Raw genomic sequence first — 23,519 nt, 5'->3', positions numbered from 1 at the left:
CGGTTCGCGGCCTCCCGGCTCAGCGGACGCCCGCGCCCACCGGCGCCTCGCCGAAGGTCGGCGCCGGCGCCTGCACCCACACGTGCTGGGGCAGACGAGCCCGCACCGCGTCGACCGCGCGGCGGCCGTAGACGTCCTCGTGGACGTCGATGCCGCACAGGTTCCGGCCCACGACGAACACGCCGTTCCCCGTGAGGGCCGGCACCGCGGCCTCGACGTCCGGCCACGGGATCACGTGCCCGTCGCCGTCGGAGTCCCCGTGCGCCAGGTAGGTGTCGGTGACGACGAGCTGGATGCGGGCCTCCTTGTGCAGCGCACGTGCCAGGAGGGACGGCCGGAACGTCGTCCCCTTCGGCAGGACCGGCACGTAGTTGCACAGGTAGGTACGCTCGATGCCGCCCGGCAGCGGACCGGGGTCGACCTTCTCCGGAAGGGCCAGGACGGCGCTCGGCCGGCACGACCGCAGTGCCGCCGCGACCTGTTCCGGGGTCACGGACCGCCAGGCCGGCACTCCCTCGGCCGCGGGACGGAACGGCAGCCCGAAGACGTCGGCGAAGGCGGCGCGGCTGAGATCGGCCAGGGTCACGTCGTCACCGCTGTCGAGGTGCTCCGCGAACCCCTGGACGGAGTGCTCCAGTTCGGCCGGCGAGGGGCCGCGCTCGCAGAGGTCGAGGTACTGCTCCCACAGGACGCGCGCGACTTCGGCCTCCTGACCCTCCCGCGCATCGACGACCACGGCGACCTCCCGGTGCCCCGGCGCGATGTCGACGATCTCCAGATCGGCGTGGTAGCTCAAGCCCCGCTCCATGCGGGCGACGTCGCGCATCCGCTCCGTCAGCACGTCGACGCCGACCCCGGTCGCGGCGTCGAGCGCATCCGGGACGGTCAGGAGCAGCCCCGCACCCGCCGTCGGGCCCTGGAGCCAGAGCGGACCGGTCTGCACCCGGACCGCCGGCCGCCGCCGCGCGGGGCGGGGACCCTCGGGCAGGACCAGGCGCAGGTCGTCGGGCCGCTCGCCGTGCCAGAGGGCGGCGGCGTTGTCGCGGACGAACCAGGTCCGGGCGTGGTCGCGCACCGCGGCCTCGGTCAGCCACTCCGGCACACCGCCGCCCGCGAGGGCGAGACCCGGACCGTCCAGGCGGAACCGGGCGGCCCACAGGACGGCGGCCGTCGGGTGGGAGCCCGTGCAGTTCTCGGCCTGCAGGACGCCGATCTCCTTCTCCATGCGCTCGACCGGGAGGTCGGACAGCGCGGCGCAGACACCCGTCAGGAAGGCAGCCACCGCGGCCGGCTTGCCGGTCGCGTAGAAGACGGTCGACTCGACGTCGACGGTGGCGTTGCAGTCGAGGTGCGACTTCGGGAGCGTCCCCATCACCAGGTGCTCGATGAGATGGGTGATCCCCAGGGTCGCGTAGGTCTCGTCCCGGAGGCCGACGCCGAAGACGAGCGCCCCGGTGGCGCGACCCGGGCCGGGCGACGTGAACAACGGGACGCCGTCGAGCTCGATGCGCTGCACGGCGACAGGGTGGGGGTTGCCGCGGACCGGACGGTCGCGGACACGCCCGCCCCCGGGACAACTGGGGCGGAAGTGCCCCGGGCCTCCTCCTGAGCCGCTGCGTTAGCGTCGCCCGCGTGAGCGAGCTTGCGAGCGAACCAATCGGACACGCCGGTGCCACGAACACGGCCGACGAGCGCCAGCGAGGAGTTGCCGCGTGAGTGCGCCCGCCAGCCCCGATTCCGTCGCCGCCGAAGCGGCCCAGGCCTTGACCACCGCCGTCGGTGGATCCCACGACGTCGCGGTGGTGATGGGGTCCGGCTGGGCTCCCGCCGCCGACGCGTTCGGCGCCCCCGAGGCCTCGGTCGCCATCGGCGACCTCCCGGGGTTCGCCGCCCCGACCGCCGTCGGTCACGGCGGCGAGGTGCGCTCGGTCCGGGTCGGCGACCGCAGGGCGCTGCTCTTCCTCGGTCGCACGCACCTGTACGAGGGCCGCGGGGTCGAACCCGTCGTGCACGGCGTGCGCACCGCCGCAGCAGCGGGCGTGAAGACCGTCATCCTCACCAACGCCGCCGGCGGCCTGGCGCCCGACCACCGGGTGGGGCAGGCAGTGATCGTCTCCGACCACCTGAACCTGACGGCCCGCTCGCCGCTGGTGGGCGCGAACTTCGTCGACCTCACCGACCTGTACTCCGCGCGGCTGCGGTCGCTGGCCCGCGAACTGGATCCGAGCCTCGTCGAGGGCGTGTACGCGGCGCTGCCCGGACCGCACTACGAGACACCGGCCGAGATCCGCATGCTGCGGACCCTCGGCGCGGACCTGGTCGGCATGTCCACCGCGCTCGAGGCGATCGCCGCCCGGGCCGTCGGTCTGGAGGTGTTCGGCCTGTCGATGGTCACGAACGCCGCGGCCGGCATCACCGGCGAGGTGCTCGACCACCAGGAGGTCCTGGCGGCCGGCAAGGCGGCGGCGGGCCGGCTCGGGCAGTTCCTGGCCGAGTTCATCGGACGGCTCCCGTGAGCCTGGTCCTCCTCACCGGTGCGGCGGGGCGGATCGGCACGGTGCTGCGAGGCGGCCTGCCCGAGCGCGGCTGGGCCGTGCGCTGCCTCGACGTCGTCCCCGTGCCCGACGAGCGCCCCGGCGAGGCGCAGGTGGTCGCGGACGTCACCGATCTCGCGGCGATGGAGGACGCCACGGATGGCGTGGACGCGGTCGTGCACATGGCCGGCATCTCCGGTGAGTCCACCTGGGCGGCGATCAGCCACGCCAACATCGAAGGCACGTACTGCGTGCTGGAGGCAGCCCGGCGCTCGGGCGTCCCCCGTGTGGTCCTGGCGAGCAGCAACCACGCCACCGGTTACACGCCCCGCCCTGGCGCCTCCCTGCTGACGGAGGCGGACGCGCCGCCCCGCCCCGACACCTACTACGGAGTCTCGAAGGTCACGATGGAGGCCCTCGGTTCGCTGTACGTCGACCGCTACGGCCTGGACGTCGTCTGCTTGCGCATCGGCAGCGCCTTCGCCGAGCCGACAACCACTCGGCACCTTTCGACCTGGCTGTCGCCAGCGGACACGGTGTCCCTGGTCGACGCGGCGCTCAACGCGCCTGACCCCGGCTTCTCCGTCGTGTGGGGCGTCTCCGCGAACACTCGCACCTGGTGGGACCTGACCGCAGCCCGCGCGCTCGGCTACGAACCGGCCGACGACGCCGAGGTCTATTCCGAGGCGCTCGTCGAGGTGCACGGCGAACCCGACCTCGCAGACCCCGTGCACGCACGGGTGGGCGGGGAGTACACCACCGCGGAGTTCGACGCCGAGAACTTCGAGAAGCCGTGAGCGCCGAACTTCTGGTCACCGCCCGGGAGTGGGCCGACGCCGATCCGCACGCTGGCGACCGCGCCGAGATCGAGGCGCTCATCGAGGCGGAGAACGTCGAGGAGCTGGAGCGGCGCTTCTCCGGGCCGCTCACCTTCGGGACGGCGGGACTGCGGGGCCCCCTGCGCGCCGGTCCGGCCGGGATGAACGCCGCCGTGGTCACCCGGGCCGCCGCGGGGCTGGGGCGCTGGCTGGCCGACTCCGGGCATGCGGGTGCCGGCGTGGTCATCGGGTACGACGCGCGCCGCCGGTCCGACGAGTTCGCGCACATCTCCGCCGCGGTGCTGTCGGGCGCGGGCTTCGCCGTCCAGGTGCTGCCGAAGGCCCTCCCGACGCCGGTCCTCGCCTTCGCCGTCCGGCACCTCGGCTGCGCAGCCGGGGTGATGGTCACCGCCAGCCACAACCCGCCCGAGGACAACGGCTACAAGGTCTATCTCGGTGACGGCGGGCAGCTCGTGCCGCCGGCCGACCGGGAGATCGAGGCCGCGATCGCGGCGACCGCGCCGGCCCGCGAGGTGCAGCTCAGCGACGACTGGCTGACCCTCGGGGACGAGATCGCCGCGGACTACGTGGCCGCGATCGTCTCCGCCCTCGAGCCGGAGGGGGTGCCGTCCCGCGGTTCGCTGACCGTCGCCTACACCGCCATGCACGGCGTGGGCGCCGAGACGACGCGCGCGGTCTTCGCCGCCGCCGGTCTCGCAGCGCCGCACGGCGTCCCGGAGCAGGAGACGCCCGACCCGGCGTTCCCGACCGTGGCGTTCCCCAATCCGGAGGAGCCCGGCGCGACCGACCTGCTGAAGGCGCTCGCCGAGCAGGTGGACGCGGACTTGGCGATCGCGCAAGACCCGGACGCCGACCGCTGCGCCGTGGTGTGCGACGGCCGTCAGCTCACCGGCGACGAGGTGGGGGCGCTGCTCGCCGACTGGCTGCTGCGGCGCGGAGTTCGTGGCACGTACGCCTCCTCGCTGGTCAGCGGCTCGCTGATGCACGTGCTCGCCGGCGCGCACGGGATGCGGTCGGAGGAGACGCCCACCGGCTTCAAGTGGATCATGCGGGCGGGCGCGTCGGAGGCGCCGCTCGTGTTCGGGTACGAGGAGGCGCTCGGGTACTCGGTCGCGCCGTCGGTGGTGAAGGACAAGGACGGCATATCGGCGTCCCTGGCCGTCGCCCTGCTGACCGCCGAGCTCAAGGCCGAGGGACGCACGCTGATCGACCGGCTCGACGAGCTGGCCCGCGAGCACGGGCTGTTCGTCAACGGCCAGCTCTCCGTCCGCGTCGAGGACCTCTCGCTGATCTCCGACGCGATGACCCGGCTGCGGGCCGACCCCCCTGTCCAGCTCCTCGGGCGCGACGTGGCCTACGCCGACCTGGCGCTGGAGGACCCATCCGTCGACGCGGTACGGCTGCTCGGCGACGGCGTCCGGGTCATCGTCCGCCCGAGCGGCACCGAGCCGAAGCTCAAGGCGTACCTGGAGACGGTCGTCCCGGTGCACGACGACGCCGGGATCATCGCCGCCCGCGGCCGTGGTGAGGACGAGCTCGACCAGCTGCGCGCGGAGGTGTCGGCGGCCCTCAGGCTGTAGTGCGCGGCAATGCCATCGGGTGGTTGTCCACAGGTCCCGATGCCGCCCGGTAACTGGCCTGCGTAGTCTCCGAGATCCGGTGATCAACACGGAGGTGACGACGTGACGCGGCCCTGGACCGTGCGACTGGCGGCGGGTCTCGTCGCGGCGACCGCCGTGCTCACCGGGTGCTCGGAGAAGCAGGAAGCAAACGAGACCCTGCCCACGAACGGCGCCGCCGAGACGACCCCGGAGCTCCCGCCACTCGGGCCGGAGGACTTTCCGGTCCCCGCAGAGGCCCGGGAAATGACCCCCGAGGGAGCGGTCGCATTCGTCCGCTATTACGTGGGCCTGACGAAGTTTGTCGCGGAGAACTCCCTGGACCCGGAACCCCTGTTGCAGCTGAGTCAGGATTGCCGCACCTGCATTAGGATCGCCCAGTCCCTTGACGAAGATCGGGCGGCCAACCGCAGATACACCGAGTACGCATATGAGTTCACCGGCTACGGGCCGGCGATGCTCGATGGAGAAACGGCGCAGATGGGTTTCCTGTACGTTCAGGGCCCCATAACCGTCGTCGATCAAGCTGGCAAAGTTGTCACCGATCGCTCTGCCCCGACGCCTGTAGAACTGCAGTCAGGGGCCGTCCTGCTGTGGAAGCCCGAGCAGGCAACATGGGTCATCACCGGCCTAACGGTGGGCTGAGATGCGCCGCCTCGTCCCCGTACTTTTCAGCGCGTTGGTGTGTTGGGTGGGGCTGTCGATTCCGGCACTCGCGTGCGTGGGTCTTGACTGCGATGAGAGCCCTCAGGTCGAGACGGGGCGGGGCTCACTCACTGCCTCCCTGGTCGAGCAGAACGCCGGCGGCTTCTGGGTCGCCTCGAATGCCGCTCCCGTCGAGCACCCCTTCACATATCAGCTCTCGCATCCGTGTGTGGTGGACGATCGCGAGAACGGAGGGTGCAGGGCGACCGACTTCTTCGAGTGCCCAGTCGTGCCCGGCCGGGTCATCGAGGACCTCATCATCGAGCGGCGGCGACTCGTCATCTCGGACGAGACGGGAACGGGAACAACCACGGAGGACGGATTCCCATCGGGCGGATCCCCTGTCGGCACGCCGGTCGGTCCATGGATCAGCGGAACTCGCGCGTGCATCGACATCACGGCGCTCAATCCGCCGCCGTCGCCAGCGGAGATCTTCCGGTACTTCCAGGAACTGCCGCTGCCGCAGCTGACCACCCAGCAGCAACCACCGGGCAACGGGCTGGTCGGCCTGCCGGTCATCTTCTACACGGACAGCCCGACCACCCAGACGTTCAACGTCGACATCCGCGGCTTCGCGGTCGAGATCGTCGCCGGCGCCACGGCCTTCACCTGGCACACCGGCGACGGCACGGACATCCCGACGACCGACCCCGGCGCCCCCTACCCGGACCAGACGGTGACGTACGACTACTCCAGCGGCACCTATACCGCCTACCTGACCACCACGTGGGGCGCGACCTTCAGCGTGAACGGCGGCGCGAGCGTCGCCGTCCCCGGCACCACGACCACCGACGGGCCGCCGGTCACCTTCTCCGTGCTGCAGGCACGCCCGGTCCTGACGAACCCCTTCGACTGACGCGTCGCTCCAGGGGTGTTCCTCGCGCTCCAGGGGTTCTGCAGGACTCCGGGAGCGCGGACAACACCCCGAGAGCGGTCACCGAGCGACGGACTCCCGGCAGCCAGACGCCAGCGCCCGTGCCGCCGTCTCCAGCACCGCGACGACATCACGTCCGAACTCGATGCCGCACGGGTGCGTCCCGCCGCTGACCGCGGCAGCGATGAGCTCGTCGACCGCCACCGGGAACGCTTCCTCCGCGGCGCCGGTGTCGGGCAAGAGCACGAGCCGGCCGGCGTCCCCGTGCACGAAGAACTCGATGCCCGACGACAGCGGCGCCACGGTGTGCGAGAGAGTGACGGTGGAGGCGGTGCCCGACTCGTGCTGCAGTACGAGGTGGACGGTGTCGCGCAACCCAGGGCCGGCCTGCACCGAGACGACCGGACCGAGCGTGGGCACCAGCAGCGAGAGCGCGTGCGGCCCGATGTCCCACAGCGCCCCGTGCTGGTCCCGCCACGGGGAGGCCTCGAAGGGGCTGTTCTCGCGCGACCCCAGCCAGGAGCCGTGCCCGCCCGCCAGCGTGGTGCGGGCCGCCTGGGTGAGCCAGGTCGAGGTCGCGGTCAGGAATCGGAAGGTGAAGAAGACGAGCGAGGCCACCCCCGCGTCGTGGACCGCCGTCACCAGCCGGTCGGCGTCCGCGAGCTTCAGGGCGATGGGCTTCTCGAGCAGCAGGTGCTTGCCCGCCGCGGCGCACCGTTCCGCGAGCCCGACCTGCACGTCCGGCGGAACGGCGAGCGAGACCGCGTCGACCTGCGCGAGCAGCTCGTCGAGGTCGGCGAACCCGGGGACGTCGTACTGGGCGCCGACCGCCTTGGCCTTGGCGACGTCCCGCCCCCACACGCCCACGAGCTCCCCGGACGGGTGCCCGGCGAGCGAGGCGGCGTGCACCTTGTCCGCCCAGAAGCCGGTGCCGAGCACCCCGAACCGCATCGTCAGACCGCGCCGAACTGGCGGTCACCCGCATCGCCGAGGCCCGGGACGATGTAGGCCTTGTCGTTGAGCCCCTCGTCGACGCTGGCGGTGAAGACGCGCAGCGGCAGGCCGCTCTCCTCCAGCCGGCGGATGCCCTCGGGTGCCGCGAGGGCGCACAGCACCGTGATCGACGTGGCGCCCCGCGCGGTCAGCAGACCGCAGCAGTGCACCAGCGAGCCACCGGTCGCCAGCATCGGGTCGAGCACGAACACCTCGCGGTCGACCAGGGACGCCGGCAGGGAGGCCATGTAGGCCTCGGGCTGGAAGGTCTCCTCGTTGCGCGCCAGCCCGACGAAGCCCATCTGCGACTCAGGCAGCATCCCGTGCGCGGTGTCGGCCATACCGAGCCCGGCCCGGAGCACCGGCACGATCAGCGGCGGCGCGGCCAGCCGGAAGCCGGTCGTCGCCGTCACCGGTGTCTGGATGGGCTCCTCGGCCAGGGCGAGGTGGCGCGTCGCCTCGTAGACGAGCATCTGGGTGAGTTCGCGCAGAGCGGCCCGGAAGGCGGCGTTGTCCGTCCGCTCGTCCCGCATGCGGGTGAGTCGGGCACGGGCCAGCGGATGGTCGACGACGGTGAGCTGCACGCGCGACACCGTAGCGGCACGGCGCGCCGGGCAGTCCCGCCCGGCGACCGAAGCCGTGTCCCTCGCAGAGCCGCGCCGATAGCCTGGCGCCGTTCGCCGCCCCCGCCCCGGAGGACATCGCATGGGAGGACATCGCATGCGCCGAACCCTCGTCCGCTCGGCGATCGTCGGGTCTGCCGTCCTCGCGGCGGCCGTGGTCTCGGCCGGCCCGGCCGCTGCCGCTCGCGGGAACCCTGGCGTCCCGGCCGGAGCCGCCCTGGAGGCCGCCGACGCGCGCAGCGTCGTCACCTTCTGCCTGAACGACTCGACCAGCGAGCACCCGGGCGAGCACGCCGGGTGGGACGAGGACTCGCCGGTCGTCGAGCGCCGCAACGTCGGCGGCATCTGCGGGGGGCTGGTCCCCGGAGGCTGACACCGGCGCCCTCCTCACTCCCTCGGGCCAGCGGGCATCGGGACCCTTCGTCCCTAGGGGGAGAATGGCCGCATGACCCACGTCCTCGATCCCGACGCGCTGTCGGACGGCGACCGGCTGCTGGCTCCCCCGGTGGACCCGTTCAGCGACGTCACACGATCCGACGCGGCGTTCCGCGCCTTCCTCCACGGCCTCCCCGGCGTGGACCAGGTGGGTGCCGAGGCCCGCGTCGCCGTGCTCGGCACCCGGTCGATCAAGACCACCGCGAAGGCCTGGGCCATCGACATGGCGATCTCGATGGTCGATCTGACGACGCTCGAGGGCTCGGACACCTCCGGCAAGGTGCGCTCGCTGGCCGCCAAGGCGCGTCGTCCCGACCCCGGTGACCCGAACTGCCCGCCGGTGGCTGCCGTCTGCGTCTACGGCGACCTGGCCGGCGTGGCCCGCGAGGCCCTCGGCACCAGCGGCATCCACGTGGCCGCAGTCGCCACCGCGTTTCCCAGCGGCCGCGCCAGCCGGGCGGTCAAGATCGCCGACGTGAAGGACGCCGTCGCCAACGGCGCGGACGAGATCGACATGGTGATCGACCGGGGTGCCTTCCTCGCCGGCCGCTACCTGGACGTCTACGAGGAGATCGTCGCCGTCAAGGAGGCCTGTGGGTCCGCCCACCTCAAGGTCATCCTCGAGACCGGCGAACTGGTCACGCTCGACAACGTCCGCCGCGCCTCCTGGCTGGCGATGCTCGCCGGCGGCGACTTCATCAAGACCTCCACCGGCAAGATCTCCCCGGCCGCGACGCTGCCGGTCTGCCTCGTCATGCTCGAGGCGGTGCGCGACTTCCGCGTCGCCACCGGCACGCAGGTCGGCGTCAAGCCCGCCGGCGGCATCCGGACGACGAAGGACGCGATGAAGCACCTCGTCCTCGTCAACGAGACCGCCGGGCCGGACTGGCTCTCCCCCGACTGGTTCCGCCTCGGTGCCTCCAGCCTCCTCAACGATCTCCTGCTGCAGCGGCAGAAGCTCCGCACCGGCCACTACAGCGGCCCCGACTACGTGACGGTGGACTGACCGACGATGAGCAGCCTCTTCCAGTACGCGCCTGCCCCCGAGTCGCGCTCGATCGTCGACATCAAGCCGTCCTACGGCCTGTTCATCGACGGCGAGTTCGTCGACGGCACCGGTGAGGCGTTCAAGACCGTCAACCCGGCGACCGAGGAGGTCCTCACCGAGGTCTCCGCCGGCAGCGCCGCGGACGTCGACCGCGCCGTCGCCGCCGCCCGCAAGGCCTTCACCCGCGTGTGGGGCCCCATGCGCCCTGCCGACCGCGGCAAGTACCTGTTCCGCATCGCCCGGCTGCTGCAGGAGCGCGCACGCGAGTTCGCCGTCCTCGAGTCGCTCGACAACGGCAAGCCGATCCGGGAGTCCCGCGACGTCGACATCCCCCTGGCCGCGGCGCACTTCTTCTACCACGCGGGCTGGGCCGACAAGCTCGATCACGCCGGCCTGGGGCCGAACCCCCGGCCGCTCGGCGTGGCCGGTCAGGTCATCCCGTGGAACTTCCCGATGCTGATGCTGGCGTGGAAGGTCGCGCCGGCCCTCGCGACCGGCAACACCGTCGTCCTCAAGCCGGCCGAGACGACCCCCCTGACGGCGCTGCTGTTCGCCGAGGTCTGCCAGCAGGCAGACCTGCCGCCGGGTGTCGTCAACATCGTGACCGGCGCCGGCGAGACCGGTCGGGCCGTCGTCGAGCACGGGGACGTCGACAAGGTGGCCTTCACCGGCTCGACCGAGGTGGGCAAGCAGATCGCCCGAGCGGTCGCCGGGACGCGCAAGTCGCTGACGCTGGAGCTCGGCGGCAAGGCGGCGAACATCGTCTTCGACGACGCCCCCATCGACCAGGCCGTCGAGGGCATCGTGCAGGGCATCTTCTTCAACCAGGGCCACGTGTGCTGCGCCGGCTCGCGGCTGCTGGTGCAGGAGAACGTGCACGACGAGGTGATCGCCTCGCTGCAGCGGCGGATCAGCACGCTGCGCGTCGGCGACCCGCTCGACAAGAACACCGACCTCGGGGCCATCAACTCCGCGGAGCAGCTGGCCCGCATCCGCGAGCTCACCGACATCGGGGACGCCGAGGGTGCCCAGCGCTGGCAGCCCGTCTGCGAGCTGCCCGACCGCGGCTACTGGTTCCCGCCGACGGTCTTCACCGAGGTCTCCCCCGCCCACCGCATCGCCCGCGACGAGGTCTTCGGCCCGGTGCTGTCGGTGCTGACCTTCCGCACCCCCGACGAGGCCGTCGCCAAGGCGAACAACAGCACCTACGGGCTGTCGGCCGGCATCTGGACCGAGAAGGGGTCGCGGATCCTGAAGATCGCCGATCAGCTGCGCGCCGGGGTCGTGTGGGCCAACACGTTCAACAAGTTCGACCCGACGTCGCCCTTCGGCGGCTACAAGCAGTCCGGGTACGGCCGCGAGGGCGGCCGGCACGGGCTCACCGGCTACCTCAAGGGAGCGACGCACTCATGAGCGACCGGCTCGCAGTCCGCAAGACCTACAAGCTCTACGTCAACGGCGCGTTCCCGCGGTCGGAGTCCGGCCGCAGCTACGAGGTGACCGACCACAAGGGCCACTTCCTCGCCAACGCCGCGTGGGCCTCGCGCAAGGACGCCCGGGACGCCGTCGTCGCCGCCCGGGGCGCCTTCGGCACGTGGTCGGGGACGACCGCCTACAACCGCGGCCAGGTGCTCTACCGCGTGGCCGAGGTGATGGAGGGCCGGCACGTCCAGTTCTGCGAGGAGGTCGCGGCCGGCGAGGGCCTCTCGGCCTCCAAGGCCCGGGCCGCCGTGGACGCCGCCATCGACCGGTGGGTCTGGTACGCCGGGTGGACCGACAAGCTGGCCGCCGTCCTCGGGGGTGCCAACCCCGTCGCCGGCCCGTACTTCGACTTCTCGATGCCGGAGCCGACGGGGGTCGTCGCCGTCCTGGCACCGCAGCAGTCCTCGCTCCTCGGACTGGTCAGCGTGCTCGCGCCGGTGCTCGCCGGCGGCAACACGGCTGTCGTCGTGACGTCGAAGGAGCGCCCGCTGCCCGCCGTGACCCTCGCCGAGGTGCTGGCCACCAGTGACGTGCCCGGCGGCGTCGTCAACCTGCTCACCGGCGACGCCGAGGAGCTCGGCACGTGGCTGGCCGAGCACGCCGACGTCGACGGCATCGACCTGACCGGCGCGCCGGCACGGCGGGCGCTGGAGTTCGAGCGGGAGGCGGCCGGGACGGTCAAGCGCGTCGTGCGCCCGCCGGCGGCCGAGCCGGACTGGACCGCGGATCCCGGTCTCGGCCGGATGACGCCGTTCCTCGAGACGAAGACGGTCTGGCACCCCATCGGCGTCTGAATCGCGGGTTCGTCGGGCACCGCCTGGCCGATGCCGGAAAGATCGGGCGTCCGCACCCGCGCTGGACGCCGAAACGAGGGACTCGTGGCCGAGACCGGCACCACCACAGTCGACGAAGACAGCGGTCTCAGGCGATCCATCACCGGGAAGCAGTTGTTCTTCTACACGCTCGGTGACGTCCTCGGCTCCGGGATCTACGTCCTGATCGGCCTGGTCGCAGCCGCTGTCGGCGGAGCGTTCTGGATCGCGTTCGCCCTCGGTGTCACCGTCGCGGCCATCACCGGGGCGGCCTACGCCGAGCTGGTGACCAAGTACCCCCAGGCCGCCGGTGCCGCGCTGTACGTCAACAAGGCCTTCGGCAACACGGCGCTGACCTTCCTGACGACCGTGTCGTTCCTGGCGGCCAGCTTCGCGGCGACGGGCTCGCTGGCGACCGGTTTCTCCTCCTACTTCGCCACGCTCTGGGACGGCCCGCCGGCGCTGCTGGTGTCGCTCGTCTTCCTGCTCGCCCTGGTGGTCGTCAACTTCATCGGCATCACCGAGTCGGTGGTGCTGAACATGCTGATGACCTTCGTCGAGGTCGCCGGCCTGCTCATCGTGATGATCATCGGCATCTGGTACATCGCCCAGGGTGACGCCGACTTCGGCGTTCTCACCGACATCAGCGTCTCCGGCAACCCGGCGCTCGCAGTCCTCGCCGGTATCGCCTTCTCGTTCTTCGCGATGACCGGTTTCGAGAACACGGCCAACGTCGCGGAGGAGACGATCGACCCGCACCGCGCCTTCCCGCGGTCCCTGGTCGGCGGCATGGTCGTCGCAGGCGTGGTGTACGTCCTGGTCTCGATGGCCGCCGCCCTCACCGTGCCCACCGACCAGCTCGCGAACTCGGATGCAGCGCTGCTCGAGGTGGTCAAGCAGGGCATCCTGCCCTTCTCGACCGACGTCATGACCACGCTCTTCTCGATCATCGCGCTGATCGCGATCACGAACACCACACTCGTCACGGTCGTCACCCAGCCGCGGATCCTCTACGGGATGGCCAAGGAGGACGTCGTGCCGGGCGTCTTCGCCAAGGTCCACGCCACCCGCCGCAGCCCATGGGTCGGGCTCCTCTTCAGCGCCGCTGTCGTCGCGACCCTGCTGATCACCGGTTTCTTCTTCCAGACCGGTGGTGGCATCGACCTGGTCAACCGGCTCGCCCTGGTGACCGTCGTCTTCCTGCTGGCCATCTACGCGCTCGTGATCGTCGCGTGCCTCAAGTTGCGCGGTCAGGACGAGGACGAACGCACCTTCCGGGCCAACACCCCCCTGCTGGTCATCGGGCTGGCCGGCAACCTGGCCATCCTCGGGTTCTCCATCTACGACGACCCTTCGTCGCTGCTCTGGTGCGCGGGCCTCATCGCCGTCGGCGTGGTGCTGTTCCTGATCGAGTACGCCGCCGGATCGCGGAACCGTCCCCCGGGCAGCAGGCGCGGCGATCCCGAGGCCGCCGACCGGAGAGGCGCCTGAGATGCACGTCATCGTCGCCACCGACGGGTCGCCGCAATCCCTGGCGGCGGCCCGCCACCTGAGGTCCTTCGCGGACCCGCAGAAGATCACCGCGATCTCGGTGGTCGCGGTGATCCGGCCGCTGGCCGCGGTCGCCTTCGCCGACGAGATCTCCGAGGCGGATCCGCCCGGCCCCGGCGAGGGGGCAGGGAGCTTCCGGGAGGCGGCGCAGGGTGCCGTCGACGCGGTGGCCGCGGTGTTCGACGACTGGGGTCCGAGGATCGACAAGGAGATCCGCAGCGGGTCCCCTGCTGCGGAGATCATCAAGGCGGCGAATCAGTACGACGCCGGGCTGGTCGTGGTGGCAGCCGGAGGTCGCGGGATCAGCGATGCGATCCTCGTCGGCAGCACCGCTCAGCGTGTCCAGCACTACGCGCCGTGCCCGGTCCTCGTGGTCCGCCCCGCCCCCCGGTCGAGGAAGACCAGCTAGCCGAAGACCTGCGCCGCGGCCTGCCGGCCATCGGTCGGTTCCAGCGCACCGCGGAGCCCCGGTCGCCGGGCGAGGATCGCCGTCGCGGTCCGAACCCGGAGGCGCGCCCGCAGAGGGACCGGGCAGGATGGGGCCGTGGCCAGGCCCAGCATCGTCCCGATCGCACTCACCCTCGACGACCGAACCGGCTACACCCTGTGGGCTCCGCCGTGGGAGGAGGACGGGGAGGAGTGGCAGGCGTTCCTCGGCACCACCGAGGACGACGTCGCCAAGGTCCATCTGTTCCCGACCCCGGCGGCGCTCGCGGCGTACTGCCGCACCAGCACCGACCACGACCTCGCCGACCACCCGGTCTGGCCCGTCGTGGTCGGCCTCGACGCCGCCGACCTCACGCCCGACGACGACCACCGCTTCGACCTCGACGGCGTGTACGACATCGCCGCAGACAGCCCCGACCGCTGGGCCGTCGAGGAGCTCGCCGCGACGATCGACATCGTCAGCCGGCTGGCCGAGTGCCTCGACACCGGTGGCGACGAGGACGACGACGACGAGGACGGCGGCCAGTTCGAGGCGGTCGCGGAGCTCGCCGGGAAGCCCGAGATCGGCTCGCTGGGCCTCGGCGTGGACGCCTTCGTCGGCCGGTCCGGCGAGGACGCCTGGCTGGGTGTCGGTGGCGCGCTCGACGACCTCTGGGAGGACGTCGTCGAGGAGCTCAACGAGCACTTCGACTGGACCGGCGCCGGCTCGGCGACGCTCGAGGACTACCCGCCGGCGTCGGAGGTCGAGGAGGTCGACGCCGACGAGCTGCCGGACGACGTCGTTCTCGTGGACGACGAGCCCGCCGGTGCCGCTGCGGCGCCGGTACGGACGATCGCGCGCGGCGGCCGGATCAGCGCCACCCCCGCCGAGGTCGCCGAGGCCGGCCGGTTCTGGGAGTCGGTCGGCATCCTGCCGGTCGAGGTGGTCGTCCCGGACGGCGCGGGCGTCACCCTGCGCTGTTACGTCGAGGACGTCGCCCGGTTCCTCGGCCGCGACGGCGAGGTGTTCCTCTTCGACTCCCCGGCCGCCCTCGCGCGCTTCTGCAAGGGAACCGAGGAGCACGACCTGATCGAGATCGCGTCCTGGCCGGAGGTCGCCGACACCGACGTCCCGCCGCTGCCCGCGGACCAGGACCGCTACGACCTCACCGAGCTCTCGGAGGTCCTCACGGAGGTGGCCGACGGCGCCGCCGGCCTGGTCGACCACCGCGGGTTCGCACAGCCGGTCGAGGGAGTGCGCGATCTCGCCGAGTACGGCGGCCTCAAGCGGGTCGACGAGCTGCTGGCCCCCACCGCTCCCCTGGGCCAGGTCGTCGCCCGCGGCGAGGGGAACCCGGACGCCGTCCTGCGGGCCGAGGACGCGGCCGTGCTGCGGCCGCTCTGGGACGAGGTCGTCACCCAGGTGAGCGGCACGCTGGTCTTCCGCGACTGAAACGACAGCGGCCGGCCCCGGGATCTCCCGGGGCCGGCCGCTGTCGTTGGTGCGGGTCGCTCAGCTGGAGTAGCGGGACGGCCGGCTGGGCCGCCCGCTCGAACGGGAACCCCGCTCGCCGTACGAACCACCCGAGGAGCGCTCGCCGTACGAGCTGCCGGAGGACCGCTCACCGGCGGGCCGCGGCTTGTCGCCGAACGAGCGGCGCGGGCCACCGCGGTGCCCGCCCGTGGGACGGTCGCCGTCCCGGCGGGGACGCCCGCCGGGGCCGCCACCGCCGCGACGCATGTCGCGCTGAGTGCGCTCCTTGGGCTCCACGGGGACGCCCGTGGCGACGAGGTCGAGGATCGGCTGGTCGCCCGGACGGATCCGGTCGATCGCCGGATCCACCTTGGCGGTGCGGAAGCGGCGCTTCGCCTGGCCGACCTGGTCGGGCAGCAGCAGCGAGACGACGACACCGGCGGCACCGGCGCGGGCGGTGCGGCCCGAACGGTGCAGGTAGGTCTTGGCGTCCGTCGGCGGGTCGTAGTGCAGGACCAGCGAGACGTCGTCGACGTGGATGCCGCGCGCAGCGACGTCCGTGGCGACGAGCACCGGCGAGCGGGCGTCGGTGAACTCCTCCAGCGCACGCTTGCGCGCGGACTGCGGGAGCCCGCCGTGGATCGCCTCGGCCTTGATGCCGGCGGCCTTCAGGTTCTCGGCCAGCCGGTCCACACCCAGCTGGGTGCGGGCGAAGACGATCGTGCGGCCGGGGCGGCCGGCGAGTTCGGTGGCCACCTGCAGCTTGTCGCGGAAGGCGAGGCTGTAGGCCAGGTGCTCGGCCGGCGGAGCCTCGCCGCCGGGGCGGACGACCTCGTGCCGGGCCGGGTCCTTGAGGTACCGGCGGACGAGCGAGTCGACCTCGCCGTCGAGGGTGGCCGAGAAGAGCAGCCGCTGGGCGTTGCGGTCGGTCTGGTCGAGCAGCTCCTTGACGACCGGGAGGAAGCCCAGGTCGGCCATGAAGTCGGCCTCGTCCAGGACGGTGACGACCACCTCGGTGAGGCTCGCCTCGCCCTGGCTGATCAGGTCCTGCAGCCGGCCGGGGGTGGCGATGATGACGTCGACGCCACGACGGAGCTGCTGGATCTGGCGGTACATCGGGGCACCGCCGTAGACGGTGGCCAGCTGGACACCGATGGCCTGACCGAGCGGGGCCAGGGCATCGTGCACCTGCTGGGCCAGCTCACGGGTCGGGACGAGCACCAGGCCGCGCGGAGAGCGACGACCCTGCTTGGCGTCGGCGCCGATGCGGGCCAGCAGCGGCAGGCCGAAGGCCAGCGTCTTGCCCGAGCCGGTGGCAGCCTTGCCCAGCACGTCGCGACCGGCCAGGGCGTCCGGCAGGGCCGACGTCTGGATGGCGAACGGGTGGCGGATGCCGCGGCGCTCGAGCGCCGTCACCAGCGGCTGGGGCAGGCCCAGCTGGTGGAAGGTCGGGCCAGTCGGCTCGGCCGGGGCCTCGGCGAGGTTCTCGGTGGTGATGTTGTCGGACGCGCTGTTCTCAGTGACGTCTGCGATCGAGTTGGACTCGAACGCGACAGGGTGGACCAAAGTCATGCGGGGTGGGGCTCCGATACAGCTCGGAGCGCGGCCCGTGAAAAGGAGGGGCGCGGCCGGTAGCCGGCGTCCTCACTGGCGATCATCTGCGCCCAGGATGGAACGCGGGATCTGCACGGATGCGCTCATGCCCAGACGTTCCGTCCGGGAGGATGACCGGCCGTTGTGCCGGTACGCCTAGGTTAGCAGCGAAGATCGCTCCGGGATTCCCGGGAGCGGGGTGTGCACCGTCACCCCTGCCCCCGAAGGGCTGCATAGCCGGGCCGCACGAGCTCGTCGAGCACCTGCTTTCGCTCGCCGTCCGGAGCGAACCCCGCGGCCAGCGCGCGCTCGGTGACCGTCTGGACGTCGTCCCAGGTCCAGCCGAACGTCGCGGCGACGTCGGTGAGCTCGCTGCTGGCCGAGACCCCGCTCATCAGGCGGTTGTCGGTGTTCATCGTCACCGCGAAGCCCAGTCGGTGCAGCCGGTCCACGGGATGCTCGGCGAGCGACGGGAAGGCGCCGGTCTGCACGTTGGACGTCGGCGCCACCTCCAGCGGCACCTGCTCGTCGCGGACCCGCTGCCCCAGCGACCCCAGCGAGCCGTCCTGGGCGACGTCGTCGATGATCCGGACGCCGTGCCCCAGTCGTTCGGCGTGCGCCCCGTCGAGGGCCGACCGGATGCTGTCGAGGCCCGCCGCCTCACCGGCGTGGATCGTGCGGTGGGCCTGCTCGCGGTCCAGGAGCGCGATCGCCGCGGGCACCCGGTCGGGCGGGAAGCCGATCTCGGGGCCGGCGAGGTCGAACCCGACCACCCCAGCGTCCCGGTAGCGGAGGACGAGACCCGCCACCTCCTCCCAGCGGTCGTTCTGCCGCATGGCGCACAGCAACGAGCCCATGGTGATCGGCGTCCCCGCCGAGGATGCCTCGGCACTGCCGGCCCGGAACCCGTCGAGGATCGCCTCCACGGCCTCCTCGATCGGCGTCCCGCCGGCGGTCAGCAGTTCCGGCGCCATGCGCACCTCGGCGTACACCACGCCGTCGGCCGCGAGGTCGAGCGCGCACTCGCGGGCGACGCGGTGGATCGCCTCGGGCCGCTGCATGACGCCGACCGTGTGCGCGAACGTCTCCAGGTACCGCACGAGCGAGCCCGAGTCCGCTGCTTGCCGGAACCAGCGGCCCAGGCTCTCCGCGTCGTTCGCGGGCAGGTCGCGGTAACCGTGCTCGTCGGCGAGCTCGAGCACCGTCTCGGGCCGGAGGCCGCCGTCCAGGTGGTCGTGCAGCAGCACCTTCGGCGCGCGACGGATGGCTTCGGCGTCAAGGGGGACAGCGCGGGGCACGGTGCGGACGGTACCCAGACGATCGCGCCGAGTGGGCCCCGGAGGGGTCCGCGCAGGCGTGACGCAGCGGCTCAACGCCGCCGGGGGAACGGCTCCCGGTCGCGGTCGGAGTCCGGAGGACGACAGGTCATGGAGTGCCGCGGTCCTGCCAGCGGAAGGTAGCCACGCAGAGCACGAGCCCCGCGACGCACCACAGCCCGAGCACGAGAGCGACGCGGCCGAGTTCCCAGGTGCCCGCCGGCTCCTGGGCAGCCAGGAAGTCAGGCAGGAAGACCGAACGCAGGCCCTGTGCCATCCACTTCAGCGGGAAGAACGACGCGACCGTCTGCATCCACGTCGGCACCTGGCTGAACTGGAAGAAGACGCCGGAGATGAACTGCAGCACCAGCGCGATCGGGGTGACCATCGCCGACGCCGAGCGGCCGTTCTTGGCGAGGCTGGACACCGCGATGCCGAGCAGCGTGCAGGACGACGACCCCAGTGTGGCCACCCACGCGAAGGTGAACCAGTCGCTGCCGGACGGCAGGTCGACGCCGTAGGCGAGGGCACCGACGGCCAGCAGGATCACGATGATGAGCACCGTGACGACGAGGACCTGCACGATCTTCCCGACGAAGTAGGCGCTCCTCGGCATCGGCGTGCCGGCCAGCCCCTTGAGCGTCCCGTCGGATCGCTCGGTGGCGATGCTGATCGCCATGTTCTGCAGGCTGGCACCGAGGATGCCGGCGGCGATGATCCCGGCCATGAAGTACTGCGTGAAGGTGACCCCGTTACCGATGTCGTAGTCGAGGACCGCGCCGAACACCACGAGCAGGATCACCGGGAACAGCAGCGTGAAGACGACCGACTCCCGCTGCCGGAAGAACTCCTTGAGCTCGACCGATGCGCGGGTGCGGTAGACCGACGCCAGGGACGGCAGTGCGACGTCCGGGCGGGCGCTCGTCGTCGTCATGAGGACTCCCCGATCATCCGCAGGTAGACGTCCTCGAGCGTGGGACGTCATGAGGACTCCCCGATCATCCGCAGGTAGACGTCCTCGAGCGTGGGCCGGGCGACCGCCAGGTCGGGCACCTCACCCGGGAACCGGCCGGCCAGCTCGCGGAGGAACGCGGTCGGCGTCGCCGTTGCCTCGCTCCGCCGGGCGCCGTCCTCGGACCAGCTGACGACGGCGGGTGCGGTCTCCCGCCCGCCCAGCAGCGAGGGGACGGCGACCTCGACCAGCCGGCCACGCGCGATGACGCCGACCCGGTCGGCGAGCGCCTCCGCCTCGTCCAGGTAGTGGGTGGTGAGCAGCATCGTGGTGCCGAGCTCGCGCAAGGAGCGGATCAGCGACCAGAACTGCCGCCGGGCCTCGGGGTCGAACCCGGTCGTGGGCTCGTCGAGGAACAGCAGCGTGGGCCGGCCGACGATGCCGAGTGCGACGTCGAGCCGGCGCCGCTGACCGCCGGAGAGCAGGCGCCCGCGGGACTTCGCCTTCTCGGTGAGCCCGACCAGTGCGAGCACCTCGTCGGGGTCGCGCGGATCCGGGTAGTACGACGCCTGGGCCTGCAGCAGCTCGCGGCAGGTGAGCTGGCTGTCCCCCGCACCCGACTGGAGGACGATGCCGAGCTGGGCCTTCCAGTGCCGTGCGCCGTCCGCCGGGTCCTCGCCGAGCACCCGCACCTGACCGGCGTCCGGGCTGCGGTAGCCCTCGCAGATCTCGACCGTCGTGGTCTTGCCGGCGCCATTGGGGCCCAGCAGGGCGAAGATCTCGCCGCGGTGGATGTCGAGGTCCAGCCCGTCGACGGCGACGAAGTCGCCGTATCGCTTCACCAGGCCCCGGATCGAGATCGCGGCATCCGGGTCGAGGGGATCACCGTGCTGCGGCCCGCTGCGCGCAGCGGTGGCCGCGGAGGTCGACGTCACGGGAGAAGAGTCTCCCCCTCGCCCCTGAGTGCGCTGCACCACTCTCGTCGGGAGCGAGCTCACGCCGTGATGCGGTCGAGCACCAGCGGCAGCGGCTCCTCGCCGGTGTCCACCCCGATCGCGCCCTCCAGGGCCTCCAGCGCGCGGGGGATGCGCGCCGCGTCGTCGGTCTGCAGCTCGAGGAGCGGCTGGCCGGCGGTCACCCGCTCCCCCACGCCGGCGGTCCAGACGACCCCGGCAGCGGCCGACACCGGGTCCTCCTTGCGCGCCCGCCCGGCACCGAGCCGCCAGGCCGCGACGCCGAGGGAGAACGCGTCCAGGCGCGTCAGGGTGCCCGTCGCCGGCGCCGTGACGACGTGCGTCTCCGCAGGCTTCGGCAGCGGCGCGTCGGGGTCCCCGCCCTGGGCGGCGATCATCCGGCGCCACACGTCCATGGCGCGGCCGTCGGCCAGCGCCTCGGCGGGATCGACGTCCGATCGGCCGGCACCGGCGAGCATCTCGCGGGCCAGGGCCAGCGTCAGCTCCACGACATCGGCGGGACCGCCCCCGGCCAGCACCTCGACCGACTCCGCCACCTCGACGGCGTTGCCCGCGGCGCGGCCGAGCGGTCGGTCCATCGCGGTCACCAGAGCCACGGTCTTCACGCCCGCTGCCTCACCGAGGCCGACCATCGTGCGCGCGAGGGTCCGGGCGTCGTCGGCGTCCCTCATGAAGGCGCCCGACCCCGTCTTGACGTCGAGCACCAACGCGTCGGCGCCCTCGGCGATCTTCTTGCTCATGATCGAGCTGGCGATCAGCGGGATCGACTCGACGGTGCCGGTGACGTCGCGCAGCGCGTACAGCTTCTTGTCCGCCGGGGCGAGGTCGTTGCCCGCCGCGCAGATGACGGCGCCGACCTCCCGCAGCTGCCGGAGGTAGGCCTCCTCGTGCACGTCGGCACGCCAGCCCGGGATCGCCTCGAGCTTGTCCAGCGTCCCGCCGGTGTGGCCGAGCCCCCGCCCGGACAGCTGCGGCACCGCCACCCCGCAGGCGGCCACGAGCGGCGCCAGCGGGAGGGTGATCTTGTCGCCGACCCCGCCGGTGGAGTGCTTGTCCGCGGTCGGGCGGCCCAGCGAGGTGAGGTCCTTGCGCTCGCCGGAGTCGATCATCGCCTGCGTCCACACGGCGAGCTCGTCGGCGGACATGCCGCGGAAGAACACCGCCATGAGCAGGGCGCTCATCTGCTCGTCGGGGACGGTGCCGTCGGTGTAGGCGCCGATGATCCAGCGGATCTGCTCGGCCGACATCGTCCCGCCGTCCCGCTTGGTGCGGAGGACGTCGATCGCGTCCATCAGGCGTTCCGCTCGGCGGCAGGCTGGTCTCTGAGGGCTGCCGCCGCCAGGTCCTCGGGACCGAAGGCGTCGGGCAGCACCTCGCGCATCGGCACGATCCCGAGCGACACCGTCTCGATGAGCAGGTCGGCGCCGCCGTGCTCCCACAGCAGCTGGCGGCAGCGCCCGCAGGGCATCAGCGGCTGCCCGTCGCCGCCCACGCAGGCGACGGCGACGAGGCGGCCGCCGCCGGTGCGCGCGAGGTCGCTGACCATGCCGCACTCCGCGCACAGCCCCAGCCCGTAGGAGGCGTTCTCGACGTTGCAGCCGGTGACGACCCGGCCGTCGTCGACGAGGCCGGCCACGCCCACCGGGAACTTGGAGTACGGCGCGTAGGCATGCGTCATCGCCTCCCGGGCCGCCGTCCGCAGCGCGTCCCAGTCGATCGCGGGCACTAGTGCTCTCCTCGTCGGTAGACCAGACCGTCGGCCTTGGGCATCCGCAATCGCTGCGAGGCGAGCGAGAGCACCAGCAGCGTGGTCAGGTGCGGGGTGAAGGAGACGATGCCCGGGGGCAGCTCGTCGATGGTCAGGAAGCCGATCAGGGCGGCCCCCGCGACCGCGGCAGCGAGCACGGCCTGCAGGGCCTTGCGACGCGTCGCCTGCCAGATCGCCACCCCCGCCAGCAGGACGGCGACCAGCAGCAACAGCGCGACCACGGCCGTGCGGCTGCGCAACTGCAGGGCGTCGGCGAAGCCGAACAGCCCCGCACCTGCGGCCAGGCCGCCCGGACGCCAGTTGCCGAAGATGAGGGCGGCGAGACCGATGTAGCCACGTCCGTTGGTCTGGCCTTCGCGGTAGATGCCGGCGATGAACACCAGGAACACACCCCCGAGGCCGGCGAGCCCGCCGGAGATGACCACCGCGATGTACTTCAGCCGGTAGACGGGCACGCCGAGGGAGTCCGCGGCCGCAGGGTTCTCGCCGCAGGACCGCAGCCGCAGCCCGAACGCCGTCCGCCAGAGGAGCAGGTAGGTCGCCGGGATCAGCAGGACGGCGAGGATCGTCACGACCGCCACGCCGCTCGTCACTCCGCGCAGGACGCCGGCGACGTCGCTGATCAGGAACCAGTGCCTCTGCTCCAGGTCGCCCAGCACGTCCGGCCCCGAGGACAGCACCGGCAGGGAGAAGGAGGGCGGATCGCTGGACACCGGCGGCGACTGCGTCACACCACCACCGGCCTCGTTGTCGGTGTAGAAGAGCTCGGAGAGGAACCGCGCCAGACCCATGGCCAGGATGTTGATGGCGACGCCGGACACCACGTGGTCGACGCCGAACGTCACCGTGGCCAGCGCGTGCAGCAGACCGCCGAGCGCCCCGAACAGGACACCGCCGACGATCGCGGCGGCCCACCCCCACTGGTAGCCGGCGAACCCGGCCCCCCAGGTGCCCAGGATCATCATTCCCTCGAGGCCGATGTTCACCACGCCCGCACGCTCGGAGAACAGTCCGCCCAGGGCGGCCAGCCCGATCGGCACGGCCAGCAGCAGGGCGGCGGACATCGTCGAGGACGACGTCAGCGCCTCCTCGCCGCTGATCGCACGGACCATGGAGAACAGCACCAGCGCGGCGAGCGCCAGCCAGGCCGCCCGGCGGACCGGCCCGCCACCCGTGAGGAGATCGGTGAGGGGCCCGCGGCTCGGCCGCGTGCCCGGCGTGTCCACGACGCTGCTCATGCGCGGGGCCCCCGTCCGTCCGTGTCGACCTGTCCGGCACCCGCGGTGCGGCTGACGCCTGCCCCGGTGCCCCCCACGACGGCTCCGTCGTCCTCGACCGACTGGCCGACCCCCGTGCCACCGTCCCCGGGGACGATCCCGCCCACGGGCGGCGCGGTGCCGCGCTCCGCCGAGCGGCGGGTCACCCGCCGCGCGATCTCGTTGGCCACCACCACGGCCAGCACGATCGTGCCCTGCACGATGATCACCACAGACGACGGATA

At 72.3% G+C, this 23,519-nt stretch carries 22 protein-coding genes and 1 pseudogene; 12 read left to right on the top strand and 11 right to left on the bottom strand.

Annotated features, from left to right (window positions below; translation table 11 throughout):
* Window positions 1-19: 19 nt before the first annotated feature.
* Window positions 20-1,516: a hypothetical protein gene (locus tag E4P40_RS05840; protein WP_135157959.1), complete on the bottom strand. Its 1,497-nt coding sequence runs from the start codon at window positions 1,514-1,516 to the stop codon at window positions 20-22.
* A 196-nt stretch (window positions 1,517-1,712) separates the two neighbouring features.
* On the opposite strand from E4P40_RS05840, the gene E4P40_RS05835 reads away from it, so the two are divergent.
* The 5 genes from E4P40_RS05835 to E4P40_RS05815 all read left to right on the top strand — a co-directional run bounded on the left by E4P40_RS05835 (window position 1,713) and on the right by E4P40_RS05815 (window position 6,553).
* Entirely contained in the window at window positions 1,713-2,516 is an 804-nt protein-coding gene (locus E4P40_RS05835; RefSeq protein ID WP_135157958.1) for a purine-nucleoside phosphorylase, read from the top strand.
* A complete protein-coding gene (locus E4P40_RS05830) occupies window positions 2,513-3,331 on the top strand; it encodes an NAD(P)-dependent oxidoreductase (RefSeq protein WP_135157957.1) in 819 nt (272 codons plus the stop codon). Before E4P40_RS05835 ends, E4P40_RS05830 begins: the two co-directional genes overlap by 4 nt.
* Complete coding sequence (locus E4P40_RS05825) at window positions 3,328-4,953, top strand: phospho-sugar mutase (RefSeq protein WP_135157956.1); 1,626 nt, start codon at window positions 3,328-3,330, stop codon at window positions 4,951-4,953. Before E4P40_RS05830 ends, E4P40_RS05825 begins: the two co-directional genes overlap by 4 nt.
* A 102-nt stretch (window positions 4,954-5,055) precedes the next feature.
* Entirely contained in the window at window positions 5,056-5,637 is a 582-nt protein-coding gene (locus E4P40_RS05820; protein WP_135157955.1) for a hypothetical protein, read from the top strand.
* A 1-nt stretch (window position 5,638) separates the two neighbouring features.
* Complete coding sequence (locus E4P40_RS05815) at window positions 5,639-6,553, top strand: hypothetical protein (protein WP_135157954.1); 915 nt, start codon at window positions 5,639-5,641, stop codon at window positions 6,551-6,553.
* 78 nt (window positions 6,554-6,631) lie between these two features.
* On the opposite strand, the gene E4P40_RS05810 is transcribed toward E4P40_RS05815, so the two are convergent.
* Both E4P40_RS05810 and upp read right to left on the bottom strand, forming a co-directional pair.
* A complete protein-coding gene (locus E4P40_RS05810) occupies window positions 6,632-7,522 on the bottom strand; it encodes a Gfo/Idh/MocA family oxidoreductase (protein ID WP_135157953.1) in 891 nt (296 codons plus the stop codon).
* Window positions 7,523-7,524: 2 nt separating this feature from the next.
* On the bottom strand, window positions 7,525-8,148 hold the full coding sequence (gene upp / locus E4P40_RS05805) for a uracil phosphoribosyltransferase (protein WP_135157952.1): 624 nt from the start codon (window positions 8,146-8,148) through the stop codon (window positions 7,525-7,527).
* Between the two features lie 136 nt (window positions 8,149-8,284).
* Here upp and E4P40_RS05800 point away from each other — a divergent pair, with 136 nt between their 5' ends.
* The 7 genes from E4P40_RS05800 to E4P40_RS05770 all read left to right on the top strand — a co-directional run bounded on the left by E4P40_RS05800 (window position 8,285) and on the right by E4P40_RS05770 (window position 15,394).
* Window positions 8,285-8,560 carry a hypothetical protein gene (locus E4P40_RS05800; protein WP_135157951.1) on the top strand — a complete coding sequence of 92 codons (276 nt, stop codon included), beginning with the start codon at window positions 8,285-8,287 and terminating at the stop codon, window positions 8,558-8,560.
* A 72-nt stretch (window positions 8,561-8,632) separates the two neighbouring features.
* Window positions 8,633-9,628, top strand: coding sequence for a deoxyribose-phosphate aldolase (gene deoC, locus E4P40_RS05795; protein ID WP_135157950.1), 996 nt, complete (start codon window positions 8,633-8,635; stop codon window positions 9,626-9,628).
* 6 nt (window positions 9,629-9,634) lie between these two features.
* Complete coding sequence (locus tag E4P40_RS05790) at window positions 9,635-11,083, top strand: aldehyde dehydrogenase family protein (protein ID WP_135157949.1); 1,449 nt, start codon at window positions 9,635-9,637, stop codon at window positions 11,081-11,083.
* Window positions 11,080-11,946 carry an aldehyde dehydrogenase family protein gene (locus E4P40_RS05785; RefSeq protein ID WP_135157948.1) on the top strand — a complete coding sequence of 289 codons (867 nt, stop codon included), beginning with the start codon at window positions 11,080-11,082 and terminating at the stop codon, window positions 11,944-11,946. Before E4P40_RS05790 ends, E4P40_RS05785 begins: the two co-directional genes overlap by 4 nt.
* An 84-nt stretch (window positions 11,947-12,030) precedes the next feature.
* Complete coding sequence (locus E4P40_RS05780; protein WP_209305205.1) at window positions 12,031-13,455, top strand: APC family permease; 1,425 nt, start codon at window positions 12,031-12,033, stop codon at window positions 13,453-13,455.
* 1 nt (window position 13,456) lies between these two features.
* Window positions 13,457-13,924: a universal stress protein gene (locus tag E4P40_RS05775; protein WP_135157946.1), complete on the top strand. Its 468-nt coding sequence runs from the start codon at window positions 13,457-13,459 to the stop codon at window positions 13,922-13,924.
* A gap of 135 nt (window positions 13,925-14,059) precedes the next feature.
* Window positions 14,060-15,394 (top strand): hypothetical protein, encoded by a 1,335-nt coding sequence (locus E4P40_RS05770; protein WP_135157945.1) that lies wholly within the window; start codon window positions 14,060-14,062, stop codon window positions 15,392-15,394.
* A 60-nt stretch (window positions 15,395-15,454) separates the two neighbouring features.
* Here the strand turns inward: E4P40_RS05770 and E4P40_RS05765 are convergent, their stop codons facing one another.
* The 8 genes and pseudogenes from E4P40_RS05765 to E4P40_RS05730 all read right to left on the bottom strand — a co-directional run.
* Window positions 15,455-16,987, bottom strand: a complete 1,533-nt coding sequence (locus tag E4P40_RS05765; RefSeq protein ID WP_135157944.1) for a DEAD/DEAH box helicase — start codon at window positions 16,985-16,987, stop codon at window positions 15,455-15,457.
* Between the two features lie 230 nt (window positions 16,988-17,217).
* Entirely contained in the window at window positions 17,218-18,306 is a 1,089-nt protein-coding gene (locus tag E4P40_RS05760; RefSeq protein ID WP_135157943.1) for an adenosine deaminase, read from the bottom strand.
* A 127-nt stretch (window positions 18,307-18,433) separates the two neighbouring features.
* Window positions 18,434-19,258, bottom strand: a complete 825-nt coding sequence (locus E4P40_RS05755) for an ABC transporter permease (RefSeq protein ID WP_135157942.1) — start codon at window positions 19,256-19,258, stop codon at window positions 18,434-18,436.
* A 47-nt stretch (window positions 19,259-19,305) separates the two neighbouring features.
* Window positions 19,306-20,211, bottom strand: coding sequence for an ABC transporter ATP-binding protein (locus E4P40_RS05750; RefSeq protein WP_135157941.1), 906 nt, complete (start codon window positions 20,209-20,211; stop codon window positions 19,306-19,308).
* A 59-nt stretch (window positions 20,212-20,270) separates the two neighbouring features.
* Window positions 20,271-21,542: a thymidine phosphorylase gene (locus E4P40_RS05745; RefSeq protein WP_135157940.1), complete on the bottom strand. Its 1,272-nt coding sequence runs from the start codon at window positions 21,540-21,542 to the stop codon at window positions 20,271-20,273.
* On the bottom strand, window positions 21,542-21,976 hold the full coding sequence (locus tag E4P40_RS05740) for a cytidine deaminase (RefSeq protein ID WP_135157939.1): 435 nt from the start codon (window positions 21,974-21,976) through the stop codon (window positions 21,542-21,544). Before E4P40_RS05740 ends, E4P40_RS05745 begins: the two co-directional genes overlap by 1 nt.
* Window positions 21,976-23,256: an ABC transporter permease gene (locus E4P40_RS05735; RefSeq protein ID WP_135157938.1), complete on the bottom strand. Its 1,281-nt coding sequence runs from the start codon at window positions 23,254-23,256 to the stop codon at window positions 21,976-21,978. Before E4P40_RS05735 ends, E4P40_RS05740 begins: the two co-directional genes overlap by 1 nt.
* Window positions 23,253-23,519: pseudogene (locus tag E4P40_RS05730) on the bottom strand (hypothetical protein); the annotation flags it as partial. The gene E4P40_RS05735 and the pseudogene E4P40_RS05730, both read right to left, overlap by 4 nt.

Source organism: Blastococcus sp. CT_GayMR20 (assembly GCF_004570345.1).
This window is presented reverse-complemented; position numbering and strand designations above follow the sequence as displayed.